We start from the raw sequence: 23,750 nt of genomic DNA on the forward strand, positions 1-23,750 counted from the left end.
ATCGAACAAAAAAAACAGGATTCTTTGACTGAACAGCCAAAAATCCTGTTTAAAAGGATTCCTATAATTTTAAATGTTGCCGTAGTGATTTTACATAAGTCCTACTCACAGGAATTTCCGAGCCGTCTTTCATCGTCAAATTGCATGTGTTATTAAACCAAGGAATTACGGCCTCAACCTTATTCAAATTTGCCACATAACTTTTATGAACTCTTAAAAAGGACTCACCCAAAATACTTTCTAATTCATTTAAAGTATAGCTTGTCAAGTAACTCCGCTTCTCAAGAAATACTCGAACAGACCGTTCTTCTATCGTTGCGTAAAGAACGTCTTGGAACGGAATTAGGTATATCTTCTCATTCTCTTCAACCTTGAGTTTCGACATACCATTATTAGGATGGAGAATCGAGTAGATTCTATCTAGTTTATCCATAAATTCATTAGGGATTGTTCCTTCTTCAGCTTCTTTAACATTGGTTTGTTTCTCAAGACGAGTTTTTAGTCGTTGAACAGTGTCAGCTAGCCGTTCCTCTTTAAATGGCTTTAGTATATAATCTGCTGCGTTTAAATCAAAGGCTTGAACTGCATAATTGTTGTACGCTGTTGCAAAAACGAAAGCAGGTCTTAGCGAATATTCAACATTTCTGGAAATATTTATAGCTGTATCTATACCAGATCCATCCGGCATTTCTATATCCAAAAAAACAACATCCGGCTTCAATTCACTTACTTTTTTCAGTACTTCCTCATTTGTGGAGACTTCTCCGATTATATCTATTTCCGGAATTTTACCTAACAAATAGATTAACTCATCTCTTGCCGGTTGTTCATCATCTGCTACGATGACTCTCATTTATCCCACTCCTAAGCTATTTCAAAATGAGGCTTTTCTGGAATTCTTAAAGTTACCACAGTTCCTCGTCCAAAAACACTTGAAATCATAAAATCTGCTTGTCCATGGTAAGCATATTTTAATCTTTGCTCAACATTTTTAAGTCCTATACCCAACCCTTTACTTTGAACCGTTTCCCCGGAGTGTAAAAGTTTCAGTTTTTCGTCTGGTATTCCTACTCCGTTGTCCGTGATTTTAAGAAGCAAAAATCCTTTTTCTTGTTCAGCCGATACTATAATCTGCCCCCCTGAGTTCAGTGGATATATTCCATGTTTAATGGCATTTTCTATTAGCGGTTGAAGCGTCAACCCTGGAAGCTGCCAGTTTAGCACCTCTTCAGAAATTTCTTCAATAACATTTAAGCGATCTGAAAAACGCGCTTGCTCAATGGCTAAATAGGCACGTATGTGATCACATTCTTCTCGCAATGAAACAAAACGATCGCCACTTTGCAAATTTTTTCTAAAAAAGTCCCCTAGTTCTAATAATAGATCTCTTGCTCTTCTGGGATTTGTTCGGCAAAAAGAAACAATCGTATTAATAGCATTAAAAAGAAAATGCGGATTGATTTGAGCCTGCAGAGCCTTTAGTTCTGCCTTACTAACTAAACTAGCCCTAGTTTCCAAAGCAGCCAGTTCTAATTGAGTCGAAAATAGTTGTCCTAACCCTGCAGCGAATTCACGGTCAACTTTCGTTAAACTCCGTTTCCCCTGCCTATATATTTTAAGTGTCCCTACTACAGTTTTCTCAAAGCGTAAAGGTACAATTAAGGCGGATCCTAAACAACAGGAATTATCTGAGCAGCCAATTTCTTCTTTGTTCACTGCTAACTTTATCTCCCCGGTGCTAATTGCCTCGATGGTCGCCTTTGTTTGGAGCTCTAATCCAGCTGTGTGATGATCTGACCCTTTACCTACATGAGCTAAAACTCTCTGATCGCTTGTAATGGCTACTGCAGCAAAATCGGCACGTTTGAAAATTATTTCGCACACTTTTTCCGCGGTCTCTTCATTCAAGCCCAGGCGTAAGATAGGCAATGTTAGATTAGCAATATATAAAGCCTTTTGTGCCTGCAGAGCACCAATTCGCTCTTCTTCCAGAATCGAGTTTTGAGCGATTCCATAAAAAATTGCAATTCCTATTCCATTCATAATTATCATGGGGGGGCCCATAGTTTTAACAACGTCCCAACCATCTGGGGCTGGTAAGGTTGCCAAGATCATTAACATCTCTAATATCTCTGATCCAAAACCGATTAAGACAGTCTGTCTCCAACTTAAAAGTTTGCTTGAAGAATTTTTTGCCATAAGTCCAGCTATTAAGCCATTAATAATGGTCGCGATAGCACAGCTTAACGACGTAGCCCCGCCTAAAAAATATCGATGGGTTCCTGCAATAATACCTGAACCTAAGCCAATAACCGGACCACCCAAAAGTCCTCCGGCAACTACTCCCACAACTCTGGAATTTGCTAAAGCACCTTTCGTTGGCAGACTCATATAGGTTCCTACTATCCCAATAATTCCGAATATTAGAATAAGAATGATTCTTTCTCGTGTATTGATCATCCCGCGCATAGTTTTCTTAAATAAAGGAGTAAGACTTAATAGATAAGCAATAGTTACTAAAAAGCTCGTGTCTAGTGCCATCTGCTTAAATAGAGTAATATTCATGTCTAGAGCTCCTCAATTTAATAATTCTACTAACCAATAGAAGTAAACAGTAATTTACTTTAATCTTATAGAAAAATAATTATATTTCAAGCTTATAACCTAAGTAAAATAAGGAAATTTTAATGTTGTTAATTTCTTATTGTTTTCTTTTTTTAGTATTTTGTGTAAACGTTATATTTTTCTCGTTATTTGACTTTTCTTATTTGTATTTATTATTTAACTTTGCATTAATTAGGTTTATAAATTTTGTCCCAGGATGTTAATGTGAAAAAAATAACAAAAAAACAAGCGGCGATCTACAAAAGCGTAGATCACCGCAACTTAGACATTAGAACTTAACAATTAGTTGATAGCGTCATTCATTGGCTATGTCTTAACTAACAACTTTTTAGGTCAGAGATATACAATGGGCTGGGCAGCCTTCAACAGCTTCTTTGCAAGATTCTTCGAACTCAGCGGGGACAGGGTTAGTATATGCAACTGCTAAACCATCATCCTCCATTTTAAAAACCTCGGGGCAGAATGCAGGGCAAGATTCGCATCCTATGCATTCATCTTTGTTAACTTCAGCAATCATAATACTTACCTCCTTAAAATAATCCTTCAAAACCATCCATTTCCAATAAGAGTTTATCACAAGAAGCATTCGATAGAAAGTGTATTATTTAACAGGCAGCCTAGTGTATGAGCCCTCACAGAAGCGGATCTCCTGAATGCACAATCAATCTTAGTATTGCTCTATATATCTTACCAGTCTATTAAGTGGTTGATTGACTTAAGCGCTTAATCTTTGTACGCAACAGTACTAATGCAATGGTTATCCCTGTTAAAACCAAACCAAAAACACTGACAATACTATAGGCTAAAAATGCGGCTGAAATATTATACATCTCTAGGCCCGCTTGGGTCTTATAGACAACCGCGAAAAAAAGCGAACGAATACCCGGAATATAAGCCACTTGATAAATAATATGTCCTGCAAGGACTAAAGGAGTTAAGGCGAAAATGAGTTTGACGCGCAAGGATGCCGACTTTGTTTTAAACGGTTTAGCTATTATCCATGCAACAATTCCACCAATGAATCCCGATCCCCAATAAAATAATGTAAACCAAGCCTTCCAGGCATCGGAAAATTCCTTTGTTTGAAACGCTCCAAAGTAGTTTAGCGGTACTAAAATCCCCAGCATTACCCCGATAAAGACTACAAATCCTTGGTTAACGCGAACTAAATGCCATACTTCGCGGCCTACAAATCTCAAATTCACTTGAACAGAACCATTTGGACAATTCCTCACACAATTAAAGCATAATTTGCAATCTAAATTATTATCTAAATAAGGTAGGTGTTGGGACATTGGGCACCCGGAAACACTTTTAGTCCCTACATAACACTCAAATGTTGTACACTTATTCAAGCAAACTGAAGTATCCGCTCGAACCTCTAACATTGCACCTACCGAAGCAGTTCCGATGAACCCTCCCAAAGGACAAAAGTGTCTGCACCATGTATGGCGTGGAAAAAGAATTGCTGTAAAGATCGCACAAGCTTGGATTGATATTAATAAAATTGCTGTATAACCAGGATTAAAACGCATGTCAGTAATAACTTCAACCCAAAAGATTGTGAGAAACAAAATGCTGAATATGAGGTAATCATACTTTATGATCACCTGAGGTATCGGGTGGTTCTTATGAATTCTTCTCTGCACAAAATCCATAATAGTCGAAAAGGGACAAACCGTACACCATAATCTACCTAAAAAGGGAGAAATCAGAGCCAAGGCCGGCCACCATAACCCCCAGACCAAAGCAAAGACTTTTGTGGAGACCGCAACTTCAGGCCTAAATAGCAATAGTAAGACCAACGCTATAAACATAGTTGCCACTGATCTCCTTAGCCAACCAATAAGACTCCCTTTCATAAGCAATCCCTTTAATGTTGGCCATCCTAAAAGATTAATCGTATGCCCATTTTGTTCAGCAGTTGGCCCGAAAAAAATTTGCTCTAACCCAATAACATCTTGTTCGGCAATATGAAAAGCTCTTTCAATAACTTGAATTAATTCAGAGACATTACCTTGCTGGTAATGGTGGGACAACAGCAGTTGAGTCGCTTCCTGACTGAGAATAGGAACATTTCTCTGATTTTTATTAGCAAGTTTCTCTAGAAACCCTTGGGCTAATATTGGAATATCACGTTTGCGTTTCCGTAGAGGAGTGATTTCGTAGGTGTGGACAAAGCACTTTCTTAACTCAGAAATTATAACTCTGTCTAAATCATCGGGTTCCGAGTTCAGACTGCCAATAACAATGCATTTGTTTTTATGGAAGTTGATGGCTTGAGCGAGTTTAAGCTGGGTATGGGGTGAAAGGAGATTTATTTCCCTTATGAATAAGGTTCCACCTTCTGCAATATCAAAAAGGTTTGAATTATAAATGGAAGAAGGATTCTCCTGACTGTCAGACTCAAGGATTAAATCTCTCCACTGTTGATCAAAGCGTCGTCCATCCACTACTACGAATGGGGCCTCTGTCAAAGCCTGGCGCTGATGAATGTACCAAGCCATCATCTGGCGACCGGTTCCTCGTTCACCTGTCAGGAGTATATGTCCTTTGGCTTGGGAGAATTCATCTAACTTTCTTTCTATCTCTGCCGTTGTACGGGGACTTCCCCAAAGTCCATAAAATTTATCTTTATATTGGGTGAGCTGCAAAGCAGAGCGCAGTACTTCTTTATACTTTGCTTCAGACAAGATAAGGTTTGCCTCATTTAAGTTTTGAGTTAATTTGCCTATAAACCTTTGATACAACCATGGCCAGCGCAAAAGCATACGGGCAAAACCCTCTGCATCCAACGTTAGAACTGAACATTCTTCTTGACAAAGAATTGTTGTGGCCGCAGGCTTTCCATCAAGCAACGAAAATTCTCCAAAGCTACCTCCTGGCTCAATGGATCTGACTCTCCTCACACGTTGTCCTTCTTTTCTGATCATAACATCGACTTTTCCCTTAATCAGAATGTAAAAAGCATGTTCTGCTTGACCCTGTTTTATAATCTCAGCGCCAGTTCCATAATTTTCCCATTGAAAGTCAAAAGCGAGTTCTGCTAACTCAGTTGATGATAAATCTGAAAGCAGCTCAATTTTTGATAGACTATAAGCTTTATCATCAATCATAGGCCCTCCATTATTATTCTTTCTTCTCTTAACCCAAACTCTATCAAGGATGGTTATTAGCTGTTAAATTATCTGATAACCTTATTTTTTTAATCACCCTAAGAATACTTAGAATATTTAAGATATTCTTTTAAAAACTATAGCTTAAGAGATAATTCCTGGCAAGTCACACTTTTTCCCAATCATACACAAAAACCCCTACCATTGATAGGTAAGGATTTCTGTTTTCTCACATTCTTTATGATTAATGAAATAAAATAAATTAGTATTTAATAAATTTCGACCCTAAAGCACCACAAATCGGACATTTTTCAGGAACAACCTTCTCAATGTTCCCGCAAATTGGACAAAGATAATAATATACTTCTTCTTCCTGATCCAAATTGTCTTTTGCTTCTTGATAAAGTCTAGCGTGAACCTCTTCCGCTTTTAGAGCATATGTAAAAGTTCTTATTGCAGCTTGATTACCCTCTTCTTGGGCCACTTTCAAAAACTCCGGATACATGCTTTGGTATTCATGATTTTCACCAGCCACTGCATCATTTAGATTTTCAGCCGTTTCCTTAATTTTTTCTGCAACCTCGAAATGCTTTTGAGCATGTATCGCTTCAGCATCTGAAGCAGCCTTAAAAAGCTTCGCCGCGTTCTTTTTACCTTCTGCTTCTGCTTTCTTTGCGTAGGCAAGATACTTGCGATTAGCCTGTGATTCTCCAGCAAAAGCCTCCATCAAATTGTCTAAAGTTTTACCGTTCATAAAGTTTCCCTCCTAAATTGGTTTTAATTAAGTCAGTATGCGCAATTTTTAGGGCTTCTTAATAATTAAGGATACCCACTGACTGCTTTAAGTTTAATACCTATAATATACCATAACTACTAACTAATACATAATTGGTGCATTTAGTCTTAATTGTATGTTAAAAGTTGCCATGTTATAGTTATTCTAGTTACTAAGTGCTTATCTTTGATAATAAATGTGGGGTGTTCGGATGAAAAACGTAGGCCTTGTACTTGAAGGCGGAGGCATGAGAGGGCTATACACCTGCGGTGTATTAGAGTACTTTATGGAAAACAATTTATATTTTCCTTATGTAATAGGTGTATCAGCAGGAGCTTGTAATGCTGCCTCATATATTTCTCGGCAACAGAAAAGGAATGAAAAGGTTATCATTGGCTTCGTTAAGGACTGGAGGTACATGAGTCTAAGAAATCTATTTCTAAGTAAATCTTACTTTGGTATGGATTTTATTTTTGATGAGATTCCCAATAAGCATGTTCCGTTTGACTTTAAAGCCTTTTATGAATATCCAGGTGATTTTTTAGTGGGGGCAACTGATTGTCAAACTGGTAAGCCAATATATCTTAATAAAGATGATTTAGGCGATCAATTCCAGGCTTTAAGAGCGTCTGCTTCTCTGCCAATGATATCCCCTATCATCAACTATAAGGGACTTGAACTCTTAGATGGTGGAATTTCCGATTCCATTCCTCTCCAAAAATCCATTGCAGACGGCAACCTCAAGAATATAGTTGTTTTAACCAGAAATAAAGGTTATAAAAAGCAGCCCGGAAGATTTAATGCTCTGCTCAAACTAAAATATAGAAATTACCCTCAATTAATCGAAACCATGTTAAACCGGTATAAGAATTACAATGAAACCTTAAATTATATTGATCACCTTGAAAACATAGGACAAGTTATTGTCATAAGGCCATCAAAAGTATTAGAAGTTGACCGCTTAGAAAAAGATCCTCAAAAACTTCAAAGACTACTTCAACAAGGGTATGAAGATACTAAACGCTCTTATGAACGTATTATTGAATTTGTCCGGCAATAGACTCCCCGACAGAAGTAGGTATTAATTAAAAAAACACCCTCGGAAATACTCGGACTTCGCAAGGGTGTCTAATATAATTGGTAAAAGATTCTCTCGATTATTTTTCCGTTCTTGCTCTTTGGTCTTTTTTGGTCTGGCCTAAACGTTCAATCTTAGGCTCATAATCCTGTTTTTTCAGTTCTTGAAAATGTTCATCCATCTCAGGGAATTTATCTGCTAAAGCCTCTCTTCTTGATTCATTCTTATGTGTCATGTTTTGTTACCTCCTTTTAATTCAACTTAAAATACCTTTACAGTATTTCCTTAATTACAGGAATGATGTTGGATTATTTTTGAAATCTTGATGCATAATTTAAAGCTCAACAAGCCATAATACGATCATAAGGGTACGTAATGGTTGAGCCAAGATTCATATATGTTTTTCACCGGGTGTATATGGGTCGGCCAAAGATTATATTCAGGTGGTAAAACGCTTGTATATAGTCGGAGGGAAGATCTTTTGGGGTAGGAAAAGGGCTTTATGTCAGTCTTTTTTGATTGTTTTAAGGTTCTCACTTATTCTAGCGGGTCGAGCTAAGATTTTACCGGGTTTTGAGTTTCTTACTCAGTCATATGTCACATGACATATGCATGTGTAAGGATTCGGTTATATTCAGCCGAGAGGTTGTCTATAGCTGAGTAGATATCTTGTAAGGTCGAACGAATCATGAGTATGGGTGGTAACCTGCTTGATTATGGTCGGAAGATCCTAGTTAGGTAATCAGCGATCTATACTGGTGTCAGGTAGATCATTACGTGCTCTTATATATTTGACATTTACAGCCGCTACCAAGTAGTTTTTATCTTTTTTTCAGCTTTTGCTAAAAATCAAGTGATCATCTTTTAGATTATAATTATTTAAAAACAGGTTCTTTCTTATCAGAGTAAGAAAGAACCTGTTTTCATGCAGCTTTGATCAGCATTATCGTGTAGGGAGAATTTCCAGCCAGTAATTATCCGGATCATTAATGAAGTATATACCCATTTCTCGGTTCTCATAACAGATACAACCCATTTTCTTATGATGCTCATACGCTGCTTCAAAATCGTCGACTCTAAAAGCAATGTGAAATTCATTTTCTCCTAAGTTATAGGCTTCAGTTCGATCTCTCAGCCAAGTCAATTCCAGGCTATGCTGTGTAGCACCATCTCCTAAATAAACTAGGATAAACTCTCCCTCAGCCTGGACATGCCTCATAACCTCAATTAAGCCTAGCGCTTCCTTATAAAAATCAAGACTCTTTTCAAGGTTCAAAACATTAATGTTGTTATGCTCAAATCTAAATTTCATTATTATTTTCCCTCCCTCATTTTAACAACTATTGGATTATCATATTTAGAAAATACTACTGCTAGTTAATAATAGAGTTTATAATTATTGTATAATTAGATCGGGGTGATAACAATGACTAATTCAATGAGAATCAAATATTTGTATCACAGTGGTTTTTTAGTAGAAACAAATACAAATCTACTCATATTTGATTATTACCAAGGTTCGGTCGATAGTCTATTAAAAGAAAGTCCTAATAAGAATATTTTCATCTTTTCCTCACATAGTCATCCTGACCATTACAATCCTATAATACTAGAATGGCATAAATGCAGACCCAACATTCAATATATCTTCAGCAATGACATCAATGTCCCATCACAACAAAATATAAATATAAATTTCATAGCACCCTACCAAGCTCTTAAAATAGGCAACTTAAGTATCAAGGCTTATAATTCAACGGACCTAGGTGTTGCCTTCCTTGTCCAAGATGAGGAAATACGATACTTTCATGCCGGAGATTTAAACTGGTGGTATTGGATTGATACCCCTGAGGAAATGATGAAAGCTGAAAAGAACTTTAAAGAAGAAATCCAAAAAATCAAGGGGGAAGCGATTGATGTGGCTTTTTTTCCAGTTGATCCAAGACTTGAACTAAACTATAGTGCAGGAGCTGAGTACTTCATTCAAGAACTCACCCCCCGAATTTTTATCCCAATGCACTTTGCCGACAGCCCTGACATTGTCACAAAGTTTGAAACCAAGATGAAGGATAGTCCCAGTAGGATTATAAAGTTCTCTCAAAAAGGTCAAGAGTTAATACTCTAGTCACTATTTATATGGGAGGCATTTCCGAATAGAATAACCGCCGGCTAAGCTGGCGGTTATTACTAAGGATTTTATGTTATTTCTAGTCAAATAGAATTAAAGCCATAACCTCTAAATCAACTGTCCCAGTATTTTCAATTGAATGTTTTTCTCCGTTTTTCGTAATAATTACATCACCAGGTTTAACCGACTTCTGCTCTCCGTTGTCATCGACCATACCTTCACCACTTAGAACAACATAAGTTTCAAAATCGCCTACGTGCTCATGAAGACCGATGGAGGTTCCAGGTTTCAACACATTTTTAGCAAATAGCCGACCTTTACCTTTAAACTCATCTTTTTCCGTTTCAAGAAAGTGTGTCATTTGAATCTCGCCTTTGCCCCCGCGGAAGTTAGATACTGAATCTGTTCTTAACTCTTCTAAATGTTTAATCATATCAGTACTCCTTCATAGTTAAATTAATTAAGATTATAGCATAAATTGTGAACGTAGGTTAAATATCTTGATTCTCTCAAAAGATAAACTTATGCCTGTTTGTCTTTCACTAAATGTCCATGGTATACTTTTTCCAAGTTTGGGATTTATATTAATTAAAAGGAGTGTGCTATGAATAAGAATTCATTAGGGAAATATGCTCAACTTATTGTTAAAACCGGTTTAAACCTCCAAGAAAATCAAACTCTTGTTATTTCTGCTCCTATTGAATGTGCACTCTTTACACGAATAGTCGCAGAAAAAGCTTACCAAGAAGGCGCACGAGATGTTGTCATCCAATGGCGAGATGAATTATTTTCAAAGATCCGCTATCTCCATGCTCCAGAAGAGATTTTTGAGGAATTTCCAGAGTGGCAAAAGGAATTTTACCTTTCTTATGTACACCAAGGAGCCGCTTTCTTAAGTATAGCCGCTTCAGACCCTGAGTTGATGAAGGACGTCAACCCCAAAAGAATAACCAAGGCTCAAAAAGCAAGCAACATTGCCCTCAAGGATTATCGAGATCGGCTTATGAGCAACCAAAACACCTGGTGCGTTGTTTCAATACCAACAGCAGCTTGGGCCGCGAAGGTCTTTCCACACCTTTCTGCAGAAGAGTCGATAGAAAAACTATGGGAGGTTATTTTTCAAACGGTACGAGTCGATACTGAGAACCCAATTCTCTCTTGGCAAGAACATACTACTAACCTTAAAGCAAGAATGGACTTTTTGAATTCTCTGACCTTAAGATCACTCCGTTACACAAATTCTTTAGGAACTAATCTAACAATCGAGCTCCCTGAAGACCATATCTGGCTCGGCGGTTCTGAGTATACCCCGGAAGGTATAGAGTTTATAGCTAACATGCCTACAGAAGAGGTATTTACCTTACCTAAAAAAACAGGTGTGAATGGCAAAGTCGTCAGTTCATTGCCTCTAAACTATAATGGAAATCTCATAGAGAACTTTTCAATGACATTTAAGAATGGCAAAATTGTAGATTTTAGTGCGGAAAAAGGTTATGAAACACTAAAGTCAATTATTGAGACAGATGAGGGCTCTCATTTTCTCGGCGAGGTTGCTTTAGTCCCCTTTGATTCTCCTATTTCAAATTCAAAAATCTTGTTCTATAATACCCTTTTCGATGAAAATGCTTCCTGCCATTTGGCTTTAGGAAAAGCTTATCCTGTTTGTATGAAAAACAGCGAAAAACTAACTCCGGAAGACTTTACAACACTAGAAATCAACGAATCCCTAGTGCACGTAGACTTTATGATTGGAACCAGGGATCTGGAAATCTTAGGAACGACTTACGACGGTAAAGAAGTTTCCATCTTCAAAAACGGTAATTTTGCCCAGTAAGTTAATGTCTATGCTAAAAAATCCCTTAACGACTCACGTTCTTGCCCAAGGAGATATTATTCACTGGGACGGAAGTTATCCCCACTTTTGCCAAAACACTACAGATGTCCCTGCGAAAGTTATGTTGCTCTGACTCCTCCGGCCATGCTCCCGCTTTCCAAAACAGAATAAGAATATACTAACTAGTCATTTCAATTGAAACAAATGGTAATGTTCTTAAAACATTAAACGGGGATAATTAAAGAAGCTAACCTTTTAGTTAGCTTCTTTTTGTGCCTGCAACTCAGAAGATGCTAGAAACTTTACTACCCATTTATCGATATTTTTCCTAAACGTTGAATCTGTCTGATTCGTCTTTCCAATCTGCGAGGAAATAATAGATCTTCATTATTAAAAACCAGTACCTTCCAGCCATCCGAATTAAATTTATTAAGATCTTTTGGATGCTCTGGATCATCCAGGCAAATCAAGATATCTTCAACTTGGGCCAGAAATGTCTTGCCCATTATTCTTTTATTCCAATACACAGTCCCTTTTGGGAAGATGTTGCTTAGAACATGTCTAAGAGTATCTGCCTGCTTAGGAACTATAGAAGTGCTAGATAATTGAGAAATCTTGGAGTGGATGGATGTGAATAATGCAGGGACTTTTATATTTTCATCAGGTTGTAGGCCATTTACAACATCTAAAGGCCTATCAGGCTTACTACAAGGCTCTAGGAAATAATCCTTAGACGGAGACATAGGGTCACTCAGTCCAAAGCGTTCTATCCTGTTTATTGCTTCTAATTTTGTATCTATCTTAACAAGAGCCTCCGAAAACTTCTGGGCATCCGCTTTTGCTCGGGCTTCGACTTGGGCAAGTTTCTCATTGAGCTCTGCAGCTTCCGCTCTCGCTTGGGCTTCAACCTGCACAAGCGCCTCACTAAGTGACGCAGCTGCTGCTTTTGCTTGGGCCTCACCTTGGGCATGAATCTCTATTTGTGCTCGTGCCTCTGCTAGCGCCTGGGCATCCGCCTCCGCTTGTTTTTCGGCCTTGGCCAGCACCTCTGCTAACTTCTCTGCATCCGCTTTCGCTTGAGCTTCGACTTGGATAAATTTCTCTGTGAGTGCTGCTACTTCTGCTCTCGCTTGAGTTTTAACTTGTAGAAGAGTCTCATTGAGTGCCTCAGCTTCCACTCTTGCTTCAGCTTCAACCTGCTCAAGTTTCTCACTAAGTGACGCTGCTGCTGCTTTTGCTTGGGTTTCCCCTTGGGCATGAGTCTCTATTTGTGCTCGTGCCTCCGCTAGCGCCTGGGCATCTGCCTCGGCTTGTTTTTCGGCCTTGGCAAGCACCTCTGCGAACTTCTGTTCATCCTCTTTCGCTTGAGCTTCGACTTGGATAAATTTCTCTGTGAGTGCTGCTGCTTCTGCTTTCGCTTGAGTTTTAACTTGGAGAAGAGTCTCATTGAGTGCCTCAACTTCCGCTCTTGCTTCAGCTTCAACCTGCTCAAGTTTCTCACTAAGTGACGCAGCCGCTTCTTTTGCTTGTTCTTCCCCTTGGGCATAAGTCTCTATTTGTGCTCGTGCCTCCGCTAGCGCCTGAGCATCTACCTCGGCTTGTTTTTCGGCCTTGGCAAGCACCTCTGCGAACTTCTGTTCATCCTCTTTCGCTTGAGCTTCGACTTGGATAAATTTCTCTGTGAGTGCTGCTGCTTCCGCTTTCGCTTGAGTTTTAACTTGGTGAAGAGTCTCATTGAGTGCCTCAGCTTCCGCTTTTGCTTCAACTTCAACTTGCTCAAGTTTCTCACTAAGTGACGCAGCCGCTGCTTTTGCTTGTTCTTCACCTCGGGCATAAGTCTCTATTTGTGCTCGTGCCTCCGCTAGCGCCTGGGCATCTGCCTCCGCTTGTTTTTCGGCCTTGGCCAGCACCTCTGCGAACTTCTCTGCATCCGCTTTCGCTTGAGCTTTAATCTGCACAAGAGTCTCATTGAATGCCTCAGCTTCCGCTCTTGCTTCAGCTTCAACCTGCTCAAGTTTCTCACTAAGTGACGCTGCTGCTGCTTTTGCTTGTTCTTCACCTCGGGCATAAGTCTCTATTTGTGCTCGTGCCTCCGCTAGCGCCTGGGCATCTGCCTCGGCTTGTTTTTCGGCCTTGGCCAGCACCTCTGCGAACTTCTGTTCATCCTCTTTCGCTTGAGCTTCGACTTGGATAAATTTCTCTGTGAGTGCTGCTGCTTCCGCTTTCGCTTGAGTTTTAACTTGGTGAAGAGTCTCATTGAGTGCCTCAGCTTCCGCTTTTGCTTCAACTTCAACTTGCTCAAGTTTCTCACTAAGTGACGCAGCCGCTTCTTTTGCTTGTTCTTCCCCTTGGGCATAAGTCTCTATTTGTGCTCGTGCCTCCGCTAGCGCCTGGGCATCTGCCTCCGCTTGTTTTTCGGCCTTGGCAAGCACCTCTGCGAACTTCTCTGCATCCGCTTTCGCTTGAGCTTCAACTTGGATAAGTCTCTCTGTAAGTGCTGCTACTTCCGCTTTCGCTTGAGTTTTAACTTGGAGAAGAGTCTCATTGAGTGCCTCAGCTTCCGCTCTTGCTTCAGCTTCAACCTGCTCAAGTTTCTCACTAAGTGACGCAGCTGCTGCTTTTGCTTGGGCTTCACCTTGGGCATGAGTCTCTATTTGTGCTCGTACCTCTGCTAGCGCCTGGGCATCCGCCTCCGCTTGTTTTTCGGCCTTGGCAAGCACCTCTGCGAACTTCTGTTCATCCTCTTTCGCTTGAGCTTCGACTTGGATAAGTCTCTCTGTAAGTGCTGCTACTTCCGCTTTCGCTTGAGTTTTAACTTGGAGAAGAGTCTCATTGAGTGCCTCAGCTTCCGCTCTTGCTTCAGCTTCAACCTGCTCAAGTTTCTCACTAAGTGACGCAGCTGTTGCTTTTGCTTGGGCTTCCCCTTGGGCATATGCCTCTATTTGTGCTCGTGCCTCTGCCTGGATCTGGGCATCTGCTTCCGCTTGCTTTTCCAATTTTCTTGCCATAATGTCAGTGTGGGTTATAGAAACAGTGGAATGATCCAAGCGATGAGATTGAATTTGAATATCTTTTGCATGAACTGTTTTGTTAATACTTTCTATTAACTCTTGGTTATGAGTTTCAGTGGCTTTCATTATCCCCTCACGTAACATTCTTTCCATGATGTTGTGAAATTCAGGAAAGTTATTAATAACACGTACATCAGGAAGTTGTTGTTGTAGCAGTTGCTTGACACCATCCTCTATCAATTCGGATGGGAGGGTTGGAGTATTCTTTAATAATAATATAAGCTTTATAACGATCTGACATCCTCTTTGAAATTCTTCTTCTGAATCCACCCCTTTTAATATACAGACGGTAAAGATCCTCTCAATGATTTGATTAATCCACTTTCTAATTCGGGGATCATTATGAAAGTAAGTCTCCAAAATCATCCACCTCCAGTTAATACCTTGTAAATAACCTATGCTTGTCAATTCAGAATAAGTACTGTGAAATTTAACCTTCAGGACAAATCTATTAAACTCTCACAATCACAAATTGGCAATCAATCACTGTAGGTAAAAAAAGCAAGTCATCCTAGCTGACTTGCTTCCTTAAGGAGCTTTTTTTCTTGTGTCAAAAACCGTTCACATGGAGCAAAATCAAATGGTGCATCGATGCACCATTTGGCCTATTTCTACTCGTTGACCTGAATATTACTCTAGGTCTTTAGTAAATTCCTGTACAGCATTCGGGATTATTTGAAAGTACTAACACTAGTACTATATAGCATTTCCTAGACTTGGGTGATTCCAGTTTCATAAATGTTACGAATCATGACCTCAATTTCCGGGTCTTGGATTGATAAATCCTTAATTTCATAGTTCTCCGAGATCCGGCTAATCAATTGAGCTGCACTCATTGCATCACGGTTAAACTGCAGCCATTGACGATTCCCTTCTTGCTTAATCACTTCAGCCCCACTGACAGAAAAACCGGCTGTCTCCTCTTCAAGCTCAATGATTAATACCCGGTTCTTACCAAACCGCTCTTTGATCTTCGCTAACTCCCCATCATACATCACCTGTCCACCATCAATTAGAATCATTCGCTGACAGAGCTTTTCGATGTCGGACATGTCATGGGTCGTGAGAATGACAGTAACCCCACTCTCTTGGTTAATCTCCCGAATAAAGTTTCGCATTCGTTCCTTGGCCACCACATCTAAGCCAATCGTTGGTTCGTCAAGGAAGAGTATCCGTGGATTATGGAGTAAAGAAGCAGCAATATCTGCCCTCATTCGTTGCCCGAGGGATAGTTGTCGGACGGGAGTTTGAAGGAACTCATTGAGAGCTAAGATGTCAGAAAATCGAGCCATATTTTTCCGGTATTGTTCATGGGGAATTTGAAATACTTGTCGTAGGAGTTCAAAGGATTCAATCGTCGGCAAATCCCACCAAAGTTGTGTTCGCTGTCCAAAGACCACCCCTATTTGCCGAGCATTTTTTTGGCGTTCTTTAAAAGGTATTATCCCATTGACCCGGATATCACCCGAAGTCGGCACAAGAATACCCGTCAGCATCTTAATAGTCGTAGACTTGCCTGCTCCATTAGGGCCGATATACCCTACAATCTCCCCGGAATTTACGGCAAAGGAGATATCCTGTACAGCCAATTTCGTAGTATATTCTCTATGAAAAAGACTTCGCAGCGCTCCCCCTATTCCCTCTTGACGTTTTGCAATTTGAAATTCCTTCGAGAGATGATTAACCTCTATTAGACTCATGTAATTATGTCCTCCCCAAGTCTAAATCAACTCTTATGATCCAGCACTTTTATAACGATTTAAACCCAACATCCAAAGTTGAAAACAAAGCCAGAAGAAAATTACTCCTACCAAGATACTGAAGAAACCCCAATAGGGCGGATAAATCCCATTCTTTTTCCCCAATAAAAGCAAAGCAGGAAGATAGTTAACAAACGCAAAGGGCAGGATAAAAGTCACTAATATCTGCACCATCCGTGGATAGATGGAGAGCGGATAGTTCATAAGGCTTTTAGCCGGCCACATCACGACCCAGTAAAAACGCTCCGAACGAGTAGTCCAAAAGGCCATCGCTGAGATCGCAATCAAAAGTCCTCCTTGGATAAGAGTTCCTCCAATTACAGCTCCGAGGAAAACTAACCACTGCCAAAGGTTCCAGTGCAGCTCCAGACGTTGGTAAGCCATTGCTACAGCAACAATACTAAAGAGAAACTGCCCGAAAGCACCTATATCAAATTTCATAGCCATAAAATGAAAAAACGGATGAATAGGTCTAACCAAAAATCGGTCAAATGTTCCTTGAACAATGAATTGATCCAATGTCCGGAAATGAAAGAAGAAAACCACACAAACTCCCCAAGATAATACCGAAAGGGCAAAAAGAAAGAGGAGTTCCCAGAAACTCCAGCCTTCGATAGCTCCAAAGGAGTAGAGCAATACCCACATGGTAACAGCAGTTCCGGCATAGGTCATGGCCCAACCTAAAATATTCATGACAAAGGCATAACGATATTGCAGCTGGGTTCGAATGCTAACCCCAATCATATAAAAATATATTTTTATTCCTCTTAGCCAAGACTGCAGCATAGTCTACCCTCCCTGAATGACAATTTTCATGGACGCCTTGGCCCAGACGTAACGAAGAATTGCGTAACACACTACCAGCCAGAGGACCTGAGTAAAGAGCCCTATCAACAGGGCTTTTCCGCTTAGTTGTCCGACAAAAATAGAATTCGGTACAAAGTAAATTCCTTGAAAGGGTAAGTAAAGAGCCACTTGCTCCAGCCAATCCGGAAAAAACCACAGAGGAACCACTGATCCTGAGAATAAAGAAATGGAAAAGTAGAAAATATCCTCTACCCCTCCCGTCTCAACCAACCAAAAGGTAAACAACCCGAAGGTCAGTTCTATACAGTAACGGATGAAATAGCCCAGCACAGCTGAAATAATGAACAGCATTCCTTGCGCAAGGGTTGTGGGGACTGCAGGTCTAAAGACAAAAAAGATAACTGTGTATAGAGGTAAGACTGCCGTTAAGAAGTGAAAAAAAACGCTTCCAAAATCCGTAAACAGCATACGCATAGGATAATCATAGGGCCTAAGCATCTCCATAGCAATATCCCCGGTTCGTACCCGCTCCTGAATCTCCCACAGAGGCGTTCCTGCACCATGAATTCCCTGAAGGGCCTGGCTTACTAAGATATAGCTTAACATCGAATGGAAGGTTACACTTTCTACTGACCCTTTTCCCTGATAAAGTGCATACCAAACAAACCCCCACATAAAGAGCATCATTACATTACCCAGAATTCTTGTCCAAGCATCAAATCGATAAGCTGCTGCCCTTTGAAAAGATTTACGAGTAAAGACTCCATACATCCTTAATGTTCCGATCATTTTCTACCTCACAACAAATTTACCTTTAGAAAATTTGTGGTTCTTAACCATTGGTCATTAATGACTCATCAACCCTATTAGCACTAAATCCATAACCGGTCGGTTGTTCTTCGTAACTAAGGGACTGAACTTAAGCACAAATATTTATTAAAATCAGATTATGTTACATACATAGGAAGTGGTATAATTTCAAAAGTAATAATAATTACATTGCTAATAATTTTAGAGGAGATTTTTGATTAATGGAGAAAACAACACAGCGCAAAATGGTCACAACTGCGATGCTTGTATCGATTTTACTGGTTGCTATCGATACGACTATCGTTACTACCGCTATGCCGCACATTGTTGAACAGCTGGGCGGCTTGAACCTACTTAGTTGGGTTTTTGCTATTTATCTACTTACATCATCGGTAACTACTCCGATTTATGGAAAGCTTGCCGATTTATTCGGCAGAAAGTCAATTTTTATCTTCGGGATCGTACTTTTTGTCATCGGATCCATGGTTTCCGGTATGGCACAGACAATGTATCAACTAATTATATTTCGTGGATTTCAAGGTCTCGGCGCCGGCGCCGTGATGCCGCTAACGTTTACAATTATTGCCGATCTTTATCCGGGAGAAGCCCGCGCAAAAATGCAAGGCGTCTTTAGCTCAGTTTGGGGCGTTGCCGGATTGCTGGGACCTTTAGTAGGCGGCCTCTTTGTTGATCACATCTCATGGCGTTGGATTTTTTATATTAACGTCCCGATTGGGATGGTTGCCATTTTCTTGGTGCTTAGTTTTCTTCATGAAACACCCCTTGAAAAATCGAAAAAAATTATTGATTATTGGGGAGCAGCACTGTTTACCCTTTCTATGAGCTCACTTCTCTTCGCCTTAATCAGTGGGGGACAAGTATATGCCTGGTATTCTGTAGAGATTATCTTATTATTTACTGCTGCAATTACTTTTCTGACAGCCTTTCTTTATGTGGAGACTAAGGCACAGGAACCAATGCTTCCACTATCACTCTTTAAGATACCAGTCATAGCTGTGTCCAATGCTGTGGGCTTTGTAGCCAGTGGTGTATTGATAGGCGTCAACGTGTATTTGCCAATCTGGATACAGACACTACTTGGCCATAGCGCGACTAGTTCCGGACTAACCCTAATGCCCATGTCATTCGCTTGGCCACTGGCATCAACCTTAGCCGGGCAGTTTATGTACAGAATCGGCTCAAAAGCTACAGCTGTATTCGGTGCAGTACTAATTATGGCAGGTTCAGCCTGGCTGCTACTTGTCCACACGGGTTCCCCTTACTGGTATTTCGTTGGGGTCATGGTTGTCATAGGCTTTGGGATGGGGTTCTCTTTTACTCCTTTAACCGTTCTAGTCCAGTCAGCTGTCGGTTGGAATTTACGCGGTGCGGCTACTGCCTCCAACACTTTTTCGCGTTCGCTAGGACAAACGGTGGGCATTGCTGTGTTTGGTACTGTCTTCAATAATACTATGAACCAAAGCGGTATGGCCCAAGGCCTGCACGTGGTCTTTATATTGGTGTTCGCTATTTCAATGGTAACTTTGCTAATCAGTATTTTACTCCCATCACACCGTAGTATAATGGCTCAGCAAAATGCCGATTAAGACTAAGTAATAAGTACGTATAGCAATTCAAGATACTCATACTTATATCCTGTTAGGAAATCTTGCTGTATTCAATTCCTATGAAATTCTCTGACCATTGCCACGACTTGCTTTTAGCGAAGCCTGATGTCTGTGCCCAATCATCTAATTATTGGATCGATAATCGATGTTCAATCGGTGGCCCCATATCCAAAGACGCCTTGACCCATTCTATTACTACCAAGCGTCCCTCTTTTTTAAGAATCCTTTTCAATTCACAGAAGAATTTATCCGGCTCATCGACCTCATGCAATACAAGTGATATCAAAACACCGTCAACCAATTGTTCAGCTATGGGAAACTTATTTTCATCTGACTGAAGAACTGTGACATTAGATTTTTTCAGCTGAATAAGACTATTATTTAGATCTTCCAGCATTTCAGCCCGTATATCAAGAGCGTACACCTGCTTTACTTCGTCGGCAAGGGGTATTGTAAAAAAACCTGTACCACACCCGATATCTGCCCAAATATCATTAGCACTAAGTCCAATATCTTTTAAAACTTGAACTGGCGGCAAAATTCGTTCTCGCTCCTTGCCAGTTAGTTTCTTTCGATCTTCAGGATTAAATTTGTGACTTGACACAGTGTTCACCTCATTGAATATTTATTAAATCAATTATAATCCAAGTTTATTATGCTCTAATTGCATTTAACTAATAAGGTTATTTAAACTCATGGACTGCTCAACGCGCGGCAACGATCGCCATCCAACTTAGAGGAAGGGACTACCCATTCGGAAACTAAACACTACTTCAAAAAGCACTAGCCCCTAATATCTTAAGATTAGAGGCTAGAATCTAATTGCATTTGTTGTTAAATTGTTAGCAATTATGCGTAAACTAATCCTGGTTGAACAAAATAAGGCTGATGCATGAAATAGTATCTTTGCCGTTATTATAGGACATCCCACAACTCTTCTCTAAGGCCATGACATCTATCCCGTAGGCCTCGACGGAGGAAATAGCTTCTTCAGGAGAACGACACTCCTGACTGTCAAGAAAAGCACAGCGGCTACAAAAAGTACACGGCCCAACATTCAGCGGAAGGAATTCGGTAAAAACCTCTGTTTTCTTAATATTGTCTATAACCTGTCTTAATATCTTTGTATGCTTTTCGATGCCTTCTTGCATGCCTTCGTAATCAAAAGAATCTTCGAGTTGATACACCGTCTGGAATAATAGCCCAAGTTTGAACTTTAATGCTTTCAGCTTTAACTCTTCAATGGAACCCACCGCTGGGGGACACATCCGGTTCTTATTATAACTTCCACATAAGTTTTGCTCGCATTGTTTTCTAAAGTCTTCATTAAATTGAACATCTTCCACTGCTACAATAGCTGATTGATTCACACCCAGAGACTTAAGCAAAGACATCAGATTATCTATGCCTGAGCTCATACATTCAACTCCTTTGAACTAAAGCATCGGTTTAAACATCAATTCCTTACTGGCTGGCAACTAAGACCTCCGAAGACGTACTTCGGAGGTCTTTCGTTTTTTTAGAACATATCCTTACTTATTTTGTCAATCGCTTCGCTTGCAGAGTCATATACACCAGGGAAGGAACTAAAATTCAAACCTTGAGTTAAATTAGGAATGAAGTATAACTTCCCACAGTTTTTGCAGGCCCTCTCCACTTCTTTGGCCACGATTTCTGGTGTCCACCCCGGAAAATCAACAACGCCGCTGTCGATATCTCCCATAAAACTGATTTGGCCCCCATATTTTTTGATTAATTCCGGGGTGTTGTTAGTTGTCATAACTCCCTGCCAGATATCAATTCCCATTTCGATCATATAGGGAACCAAGTTGGCTGCATAGGAATCGCTGTGATGGACGATCAACTCGACACCATTGGCTTTGTAAAAGGCATAGATTTTCTTATAAGCGGGCAAATAGAACTCTTCAAACATGGCCGGTGAAATGAAGGAAGATTTTTGGCTGCCCCAGTCGTCATGATGGAAAAGCGCATCCGGATGGAGACGATCGATCAGGATTTTCGCATAATTCAGCTCAGCTTCCGTAAGATAATCGATAAGCTCATGCATTGCTTCAGGTTCTTCGTAGAGAGCCATTAAGGCATCTTCCATACTCATCAGGTGATGACACATTTCAAAAACACCCGGGGCAACGAAAGCAGTTACAAATTGTTCATTGCGATCAATTGAATTGGCATGGGCTACAGCTGCTGCCCATGCTTCATCAGAATTATCAATGACCGGAGCTTTAACGTATTTTCTCCACTCAGTGATATCCTTCAAGACCTTGTGTTCATCATCATGCACCGGAAACTGACCGAGCTGACCTTCCGGCCATCTGAAAGTAATCCCCCAACTATTCTTGAACTCTGAGCCTGGTGGACACATCAGTTGTACCGGGACTTCCAGGATAATATCCATAAATTCGTACTGATTTACAAATCGATCCGGATTTCCACCTTTGATGGTCTCCAATAAATTCTGCCTTTTCGTTAACATCCTTTTCGGCCTCCTTTAAATTAGTTCAAGCATAACCTAAGCCAATATGTCAATTCAAGCACTTACCAGTTCTTTGGCTTTTACAGCAGCACTCCCTGCATCCGGAGCGAAACCATCTGCTCCGATTGCATCCGCCATCTCCTGGCTGACAGGGGCACCGCCAACGATAACCTTGAATCCTGCTAACCCACTAGATTTCAGGGATTGAACGGTCTCCTTCATTGCCGGCAGTGTTGTTGTAAGCAGCCCCGATAATGCTACAATAGTAACACCTTCATTCTCTTTAACGGCATTCAAAAACTTTTCTGCGGAAACGTCTACACCCAGATCCAGGACTTTAAATCCAGCACTTTCGATCATCATGGAAACTAGGTTTTTACCGATATCGTGAAGATCACCTTGAACTGTACCTATAACACAAGTTCCTAAAGAAGATGTGCTCGTCCCTGTGAGAAGAGGTTTGAGTACATCAACTCCCTTGGACATAGCTTTAGCAGCCATTAGCATTTCAGGGACAAATACTTCTCCCGCCGAAAATTTGTCACCTACCACACTCATAGAGTCAATCATAGCCTGGAGAATATCTCCTGCTGCGTTTCCTTCATCAATTGCTTCCTGTACTAAAGCCGGAACAAGTTTAGCCTTTCCAGCCTCTACCTTAGCCTTTACTTCAGCGATCTTTGTCATTTTCAATTCCTCCTTGAAATTATGCTAATTTTTGGGGACCAAATTTATCTTCCCTGTATGCTCCGATATATTCCATGCAGTATTCGTCCTGTCCTAAGAGTGCTTCCGTGGCATAGATCATACCCATCATATCTCTGTTTAACGGGTTAATAATCCCACTGTCCATTCCTGAGTTGATGGCCAGAACGAGGAATGCCTGGTTTACAAGCTTTCTTACAGGGAGATTATAAGAAATGTTGCTTGCTCCTCCTGTGACATGAATGTTCGGATACTGTTTTTTAATTTCTTTGATAACTTCAACAACCGTATTGATTCCGTCTTCCGAGGTACAAAGCATTTGAACTAAAGGATCAATATGCAAGCGGGAGGGATCAATGTTATATTCTTTAGCTTTTTTCATAATTCCTGCAAAAACTTCCAGACGTTTTTCTGAATCTTGGGGAATACCCGTGTCATCGCATAAGAGAGCAACACATTCCCATTTTGAATCAGCTATTAACGGAAATACAACCTCAATTTTATCCCCTTCCATGGAGACTGAGTTTATAAGACCTGGCTTTCTGCAGAATTTCATAGCCTCTGCACAGATACGTACATTAGGACTGTCAATGGCAATGGGAGTATCTGTAACCTCCTGTACCAAGTCAATCAGCCACTTTATGGTTTCAAGTTCAATGCTGTTCTCCACCGAGGCACACACATCTATGAAGGCGGATCCTGCATCTGACTGAGCTTTAGCCAGATTTCGAATAAAGTCTGCATCCTTTGCAGCAATTGCCTTTGCTACAGAAGGAATTGCTCCGTTGATCTTTTCACCAATAATTATCAAAGTTCAGTCACCCCCATTTTTAAATAATCGTCTGCGTTAATTAATTACGTTCATCCAATATTTCATGCTAAAATATTAGTAACCTTAATCCCCTTTCTTTTCCGG

21 protein-coding genes are annotated in these 23,750 nt (G+C 40.3%); 4 read left to right on the forward strand and 17 right to left on the reverse strand.

Annotated features, from left to right (window positions below):
• Positions 1-61 precede the first annotated feature (61 nt).
• The 5 genes from DESMER_RS15270 to DESMER_RS15290 form a co-directional block, all read right to left on the reverse strand.
• Positions 62-853 (reverse strand): LytR/AlgR family response regulator transcription factor, encoded by a 792-nt coding sequence (locus tag DESMER_RS15270; RefSeq protein WP_014903963.1) that lies wholly within the window; start codon positions 851-853, stop codon positions 62-64.
• Positions 854-864: 11 nt separating this feature from the next.
• A complete protein-coding gene (locus DESMER_RS15275) occupies positions 865-2,565 on the reverse strand; it encodes a LytS/YhcK type 5TM receptor domain-containing protein (RefSeq protein WP_014903964.1) in 1,701 nt (566 codons plus the stop codon).
• A gap of 388 nt (positions 2,566-2,953) precedes the next feature.
• Complete coding sequence (locus tag DESMER_RS15280) at positions 2,954-3,142, reverse strand: ferredoxin (protein ID WP_014903965.1); 189 nt, start codon at positions 3,140-3,142, stop codon at positions 2,954-2,956.
• A gap of 181 nt (positions 3,143-3,323) precedes the next feature.
• Positions 3,324-5,741: a cyclic nucleotide-binding domain-containing protein gene (locus tag DESMER_RS15285; RefSeq protein ID WP_014903966.1), complete on the reverse strand. Its 2,418-nt coding sequence runs from the start codon at positions 5,739-5,741 to the stop codon at positions 3,324-3,326.
• 262 nt (positions 5,742-6,003) lie between these two features.
• The gene (locus tag DESMER_RS15290; protein ID WP_014903967.1) at positions 6,004-6,495 is read right to left on the reverse strand and encodes a rubrerythrin family protein; all 492 of its coding nucleotides are present in this window, start codon (positions 6,493-6,495) and stop codon (positions 6,004-6,006) included.
• Positions 6,496-6,727: 232 nt separating this feature from the next.
• On the opposite strand from DESMER_RS15290, the gene DESMER_RS15295 reads away from it, so the two are divergent.
• Complete coding sequence (locus tag DESMER_RS15295; RefSeq protein ID WP_014903968.1) at positions 6,728-7,576, forward strand: patatin-like phospholipase family protein; 849 nt, start codon at positions 6,728-6,730, stop codon at positions 7,574-7,576.
• A 97-nt stretch (positions 7,577-7,673) separates the two neighbouring features.
• Here DESMER_RS15295 and DESMER_RS24025 read toward each other — a convergent pair whose 3' ends face one another.
• Both DESMER_RS24025 and DESMER_RS15300 read right to left on the reverse strand, forming a co-directional pair.
• Positions 7,674-7,829 carry a hypothetical protein gene (locus DESMER_RS24025; RefSeq protein ID WP_014903969.1) on the reverse strand — a complete coding sequence of 52 codons (156 nt, stop codon included), beginning with the start codon at positions 7,827-7,829 and terminating at the stop codon, positions 7,674-7,676.
• 708 nt (positions 7,830-8,537) lie between these two features.
• The gene (locus DESMER_RS15300; RefSeq protein ID WP_014903970.1) at positions 8,538-8,906 is read right to left on the reverse strand and encodes a VOC family protein; all 369 of its coding nucleotides are present in this window, start codon (positions 8,904-8,906) and stop codon (positions 8,538-8,540) included.
• 114 nt (positions 8,907-9,020) lie between these two features.
• Here DESMER_RS15300 and DESMER_RS15305 point away from each other — a divergent pair, with 114 nt between their 5' ends.
• Positions 9,021-9,719: an MBL fold metallo-hydrolase gene (locus tag DESMER_RS15305; protein WP_014903971.1), complete on the forward strand. Its 699-nt coding sequence runs from the start codon at positions 9,021-9,023 to the stop codon at positions 9,717-9,719.
• Positions 9,720-9,801: 82 nt separating this feature from the next.
• On the opposite strand, the gene DESMER_RS15310 is transcribed toward DESMER_RS15305, so the two are convergent.
• On the reverse strand, positions 9,802-10,155 hold the full coding sequence (locus DESMER_RS15310) for a cupin domain-containing protein (protein WP_014903972.1): 354 nt from the start codon (positions 10,153-10,155) through the stop codon (positions 9,802-9,804).
• Between the two features lie 171 nt (positions 10,156-10,326).
• Here DESMER_RS15310 and DESMER_RS15315 point away from each other — a divergent pair, with 171 nt between their 5' ends.
• On the forward strand, positions 10,327-11,556 hold the full coding sequence (locus DESMER_RS15315) for an aminopeptidase (RefSeq protein ID WP_014903973.1): 1,230 nt from the start codon (positions 10,327-10,329) through the stop codon (positions 11,554-11,556).
• Positions 11,557-11,861: 305 nt separating this feature from the next.
• Here the strand turns inward: DESMER_RS15315 and DESMER_RS22625 are convergent, their stop codons facing one another.
• From DESMER_RS22625 to DESMER_RS15335, 4 genes are all read right to left on the reverse strand, one after another.
• Positions 11,862-14,987 carry a hypothetical protein gene (locus tag DESMER_RS22625; protein WP_014903974.1) on the reverse strand — a complete coding sequence of 1,042 codons (3,126 nt, stop codon included), beginning with the start codon at positions 14,985-14,987 and terminating at the stop codon, positions 11,862-11,864.
• Positions 14,988-15,337: 350 nt separating this feature from the next.
• Complete coding sequence (locus DESMER_RS15325) at positions 15,338-16,327, reverse strand: ABC transporter ATP-binding protein (RefSeq protein WP_014903975.1); 990 nt, start codon at positions 16,325-16,327, stop codon at positions 15,338-15,340.
• A 33-nt stretch (positions 16,328-16,360) separates the two neighbouring features.
• The gene (locus DESMER_RS15330) at positions 16,361-17,173 is read right to left on the reverse strand and encodes an ABC transporter permease (RefSeq protein ID WP_014903976.1); all 813 of its coding nucleotides are present in this window, start codon (positions 17,171-17,173) and stop codon (positions 16,361-16,363) included.
• Between the two features lie 3 nt (positions 17,174-17,176).
• Positions 17,177-17,983 (reverse strand): ABC transporter permease, encoded by an 807-nt coding sequence (locus tag DESMER_RS15335; protein WP_014903977.1) that lies wholly within the window; start codon positions 17,981-17,983, stop codon positions 17,177-17,179.
• 242 nt (positions 17,984-18,225) lie between these two features.
• On the opposite strand from DESMER_RS15335, the gene DESMER_RS15340 reads away from it, so the two are divergent.
• On the forward strand, positions 18,226-19,611 hold the full coding sequence (locus tag DESMER_RS15340; protein ID WP_014903978.1) for an MDR family MFS transporter: 1,386 nt from the start codon (positions 18,226-18,228) through the stop codon (positions 19,609-19,611).
• A 148-nt stretch (positions 19,612-19,759) separates the two neighbouring features.
• Here DESMER_RS15340 and DESMER_RS15345 read toward each other — a convergent pair whose 3' ends face one another.
• The 5 genes from DESMER_RS15345 to DESMER_RS15365 form a co-directional block, all read right to left on the reverse strand.
• A complete protein-coding gene (locus DESMER_RS15345; protein ID WP_014903979.1) occupies positions 19,760-20,236 on the reverse strand; it encodes a class I SAM-dependent methyltransferase in 477 nt (158 codons plus the stop codon).
• A 256-nt stretch (positions 20,237-20,492) separates the two neighbouring features.
• Positions 20,493-21,050, reverse strand: coding sequence for a DUF2284 domain-containing protein (locus DESMER_RS15350; RefSeq protein WP_014903980.1), 558 nt, complete (start codon positions 21,048-21,050; stop codon positions 20,493-20,495).
• 101 nt (positions 21,051-21,151) lie between these two features.
• The gene (locus DESMER_RS15355) at positions 21,152-22,129 is read right to left on the reverse strand and encodes a uroporphyrinogen decarboxylase family protein (protein WP_014903981.1); all 978 of its coding nucleotides are present in this window, start codon (positions 22,127-22,129) and stop codon (positions 21,152-21,154) included.
• 54 nt (positions 22,130-22,183) lie between these two features.
• Positions 22,184-22,816: a corrinoid protein gene (locus tag DESMER_RS15360; protein ID WP_014903982.1), complete on the reverse strand. Its 633-nt coding sequence runs from the start codon at positions 22,814-22,816 to the stop codon at positions 22,184-22,186.
• A 19-nt stretch (positions 22,817-22,835) separates the two neighbouring features.
• Positions 22,836-23,645, reverse strand: coding sequence for a methyltetrahydrofolate cobalamin methyltransferase (locus DESMER_RS15365; RefSeq protein WP_014903983.1), 810 nt, complete (start codon positions 23,643-23,645; stop codon positions 22,836-22,838).
• Positions 23,646-23,750 lie beyond the last annotated feature (105 nt).

This window comes from Desulfosporosinus meridiei DSM 13257, from assembly GCF_000231385.2.
Lineage (GTDB): Bacteria > Bacillota > Desulfitobacteriia > Desulfitobacteriales > Desulfitobacteriaceae > Desulfosporosinus > Desulfosporosinus meridiei.

Coding starts and splice junctions, on each gene's coding strand:
- DESMER_RS15325 (WP_014903975.1), bottom strand. CDS start 16,327: ATGAGTCTAATAGAGGTTAATCATCTCTCGAAGGAATTTCAAATTGCA.
- DESMER_RS15305 (WP_014903971.1), top strand. CDS start 9,021: ATGACTAATTCAATGAGAATCAAATATTTGTATCACAGTGGTTTTTTA.
- DESMER_RS15300 (WP_014903970.1), bottom strand. CDS start 8,906: ATGAAATTTAGATTTGAGCATAACAACATTAATGTTTTGAACCTTGAA.
- DESMER_RS15315 (WP_014903973.1), top strand. CDS start 10,327: ATGAATAAGAATTCATTAGGGAAATATGCTCAACTTATTGTTAAAACC.
- DESMER_RS15290 (WP_014903967.1), bottom strand. CDS start 6,495: ATGAACGGTAAAACTTTAGACAATTTGATGGAGGCTTTTGCTGGAGAA.
- DESMER_RS15335 (WP_014903977.1), bottom strand. CDS start 17,983: ATGATCGGAACATTAAGGATGTATGGAGTCTTTACTCGTAAATCTTTT.
- DESMER_RS15330 (WP_014903976.1), bottom strand. CDS start 17,173: ATGCTGCAGTCTTGGCTAAGAGGAATAAAAATATATTTTTATATGATT.
- DESMER_RS15270 (WP_014903963.1), bottom strand. CDS start 853: ATGAGAGTCATCGTAGCAGATGATGAACAACCGGCAAGAGATGAGTTA.
- DESMER_RS15355 (WP_014903981.1), bottom strand. CDS start 22,129: ATGTTAACGAAAAGGCAGAATTTATTGGAGACCATCAAAGGTGGAAAT.
- DESMER_RS24025 (WP_014903969.1), bottom strand. CDS start 7,829: ATGACACATAAGAATGAATCAAGAAGAGAGGCTTTAGCAGATAAATTC.
- DESMER_RS15295 (WP_014903968.1), top strand. CDS start 6,728: ATGAAAAACGTAGGCCTTGTACTTGAAGGCGGAGGCATGAGAGGGCTA.
- DESMER_RS15360 (WP_014903982.1), bottom strand. CDS start 22,816: ATGACAAAGATCGCTGAAGTAAAGGCTAAGGTAGAGGCTGGAAAGGCT.
- DESMER_RS15340 (WP_014903978.1), top strand. CDS start 18,226: ATGGAGAAAACAACACAGCGCAAAATGGTCACAACTGCGATGCTTGTA.
- DESMER_RS15275 (WP_014903964.1), bottom strand. CDS start 2,565: ATGAATATTACTCTATTTAAGCAGATGGCACTAGACACGAGCTTTTTA.
- DESMER_RS15350 (WP_014903980.1), bottom strand. CDS start 21,050: ATGAGCTCAGGCATAGATAATCTGATGTCTTTGCTTAAGTCTCTGGGT.
- DESMER_RS15285 (WP_014903966.1), bottom strand. CDS start 5,741: ATGATTGATGATAAAGCTTATAGTCTATCAAAAATTGAGCTGCTTTCA.
- DESMER_RS15310 (WP_014903972.1), bottom strand. CDS start 10,155: ATGATTAAACATTTAGAAGAGTTAAGAACAGATTCAGTATCTAACTTC.
- DESMER_RS15280 (WP_014903965.1), bottom strand. CDS start 3,142: ATGATTGCTGAAGTTAACAAAGATGAATGCATAGGATGCGAATCTTGC.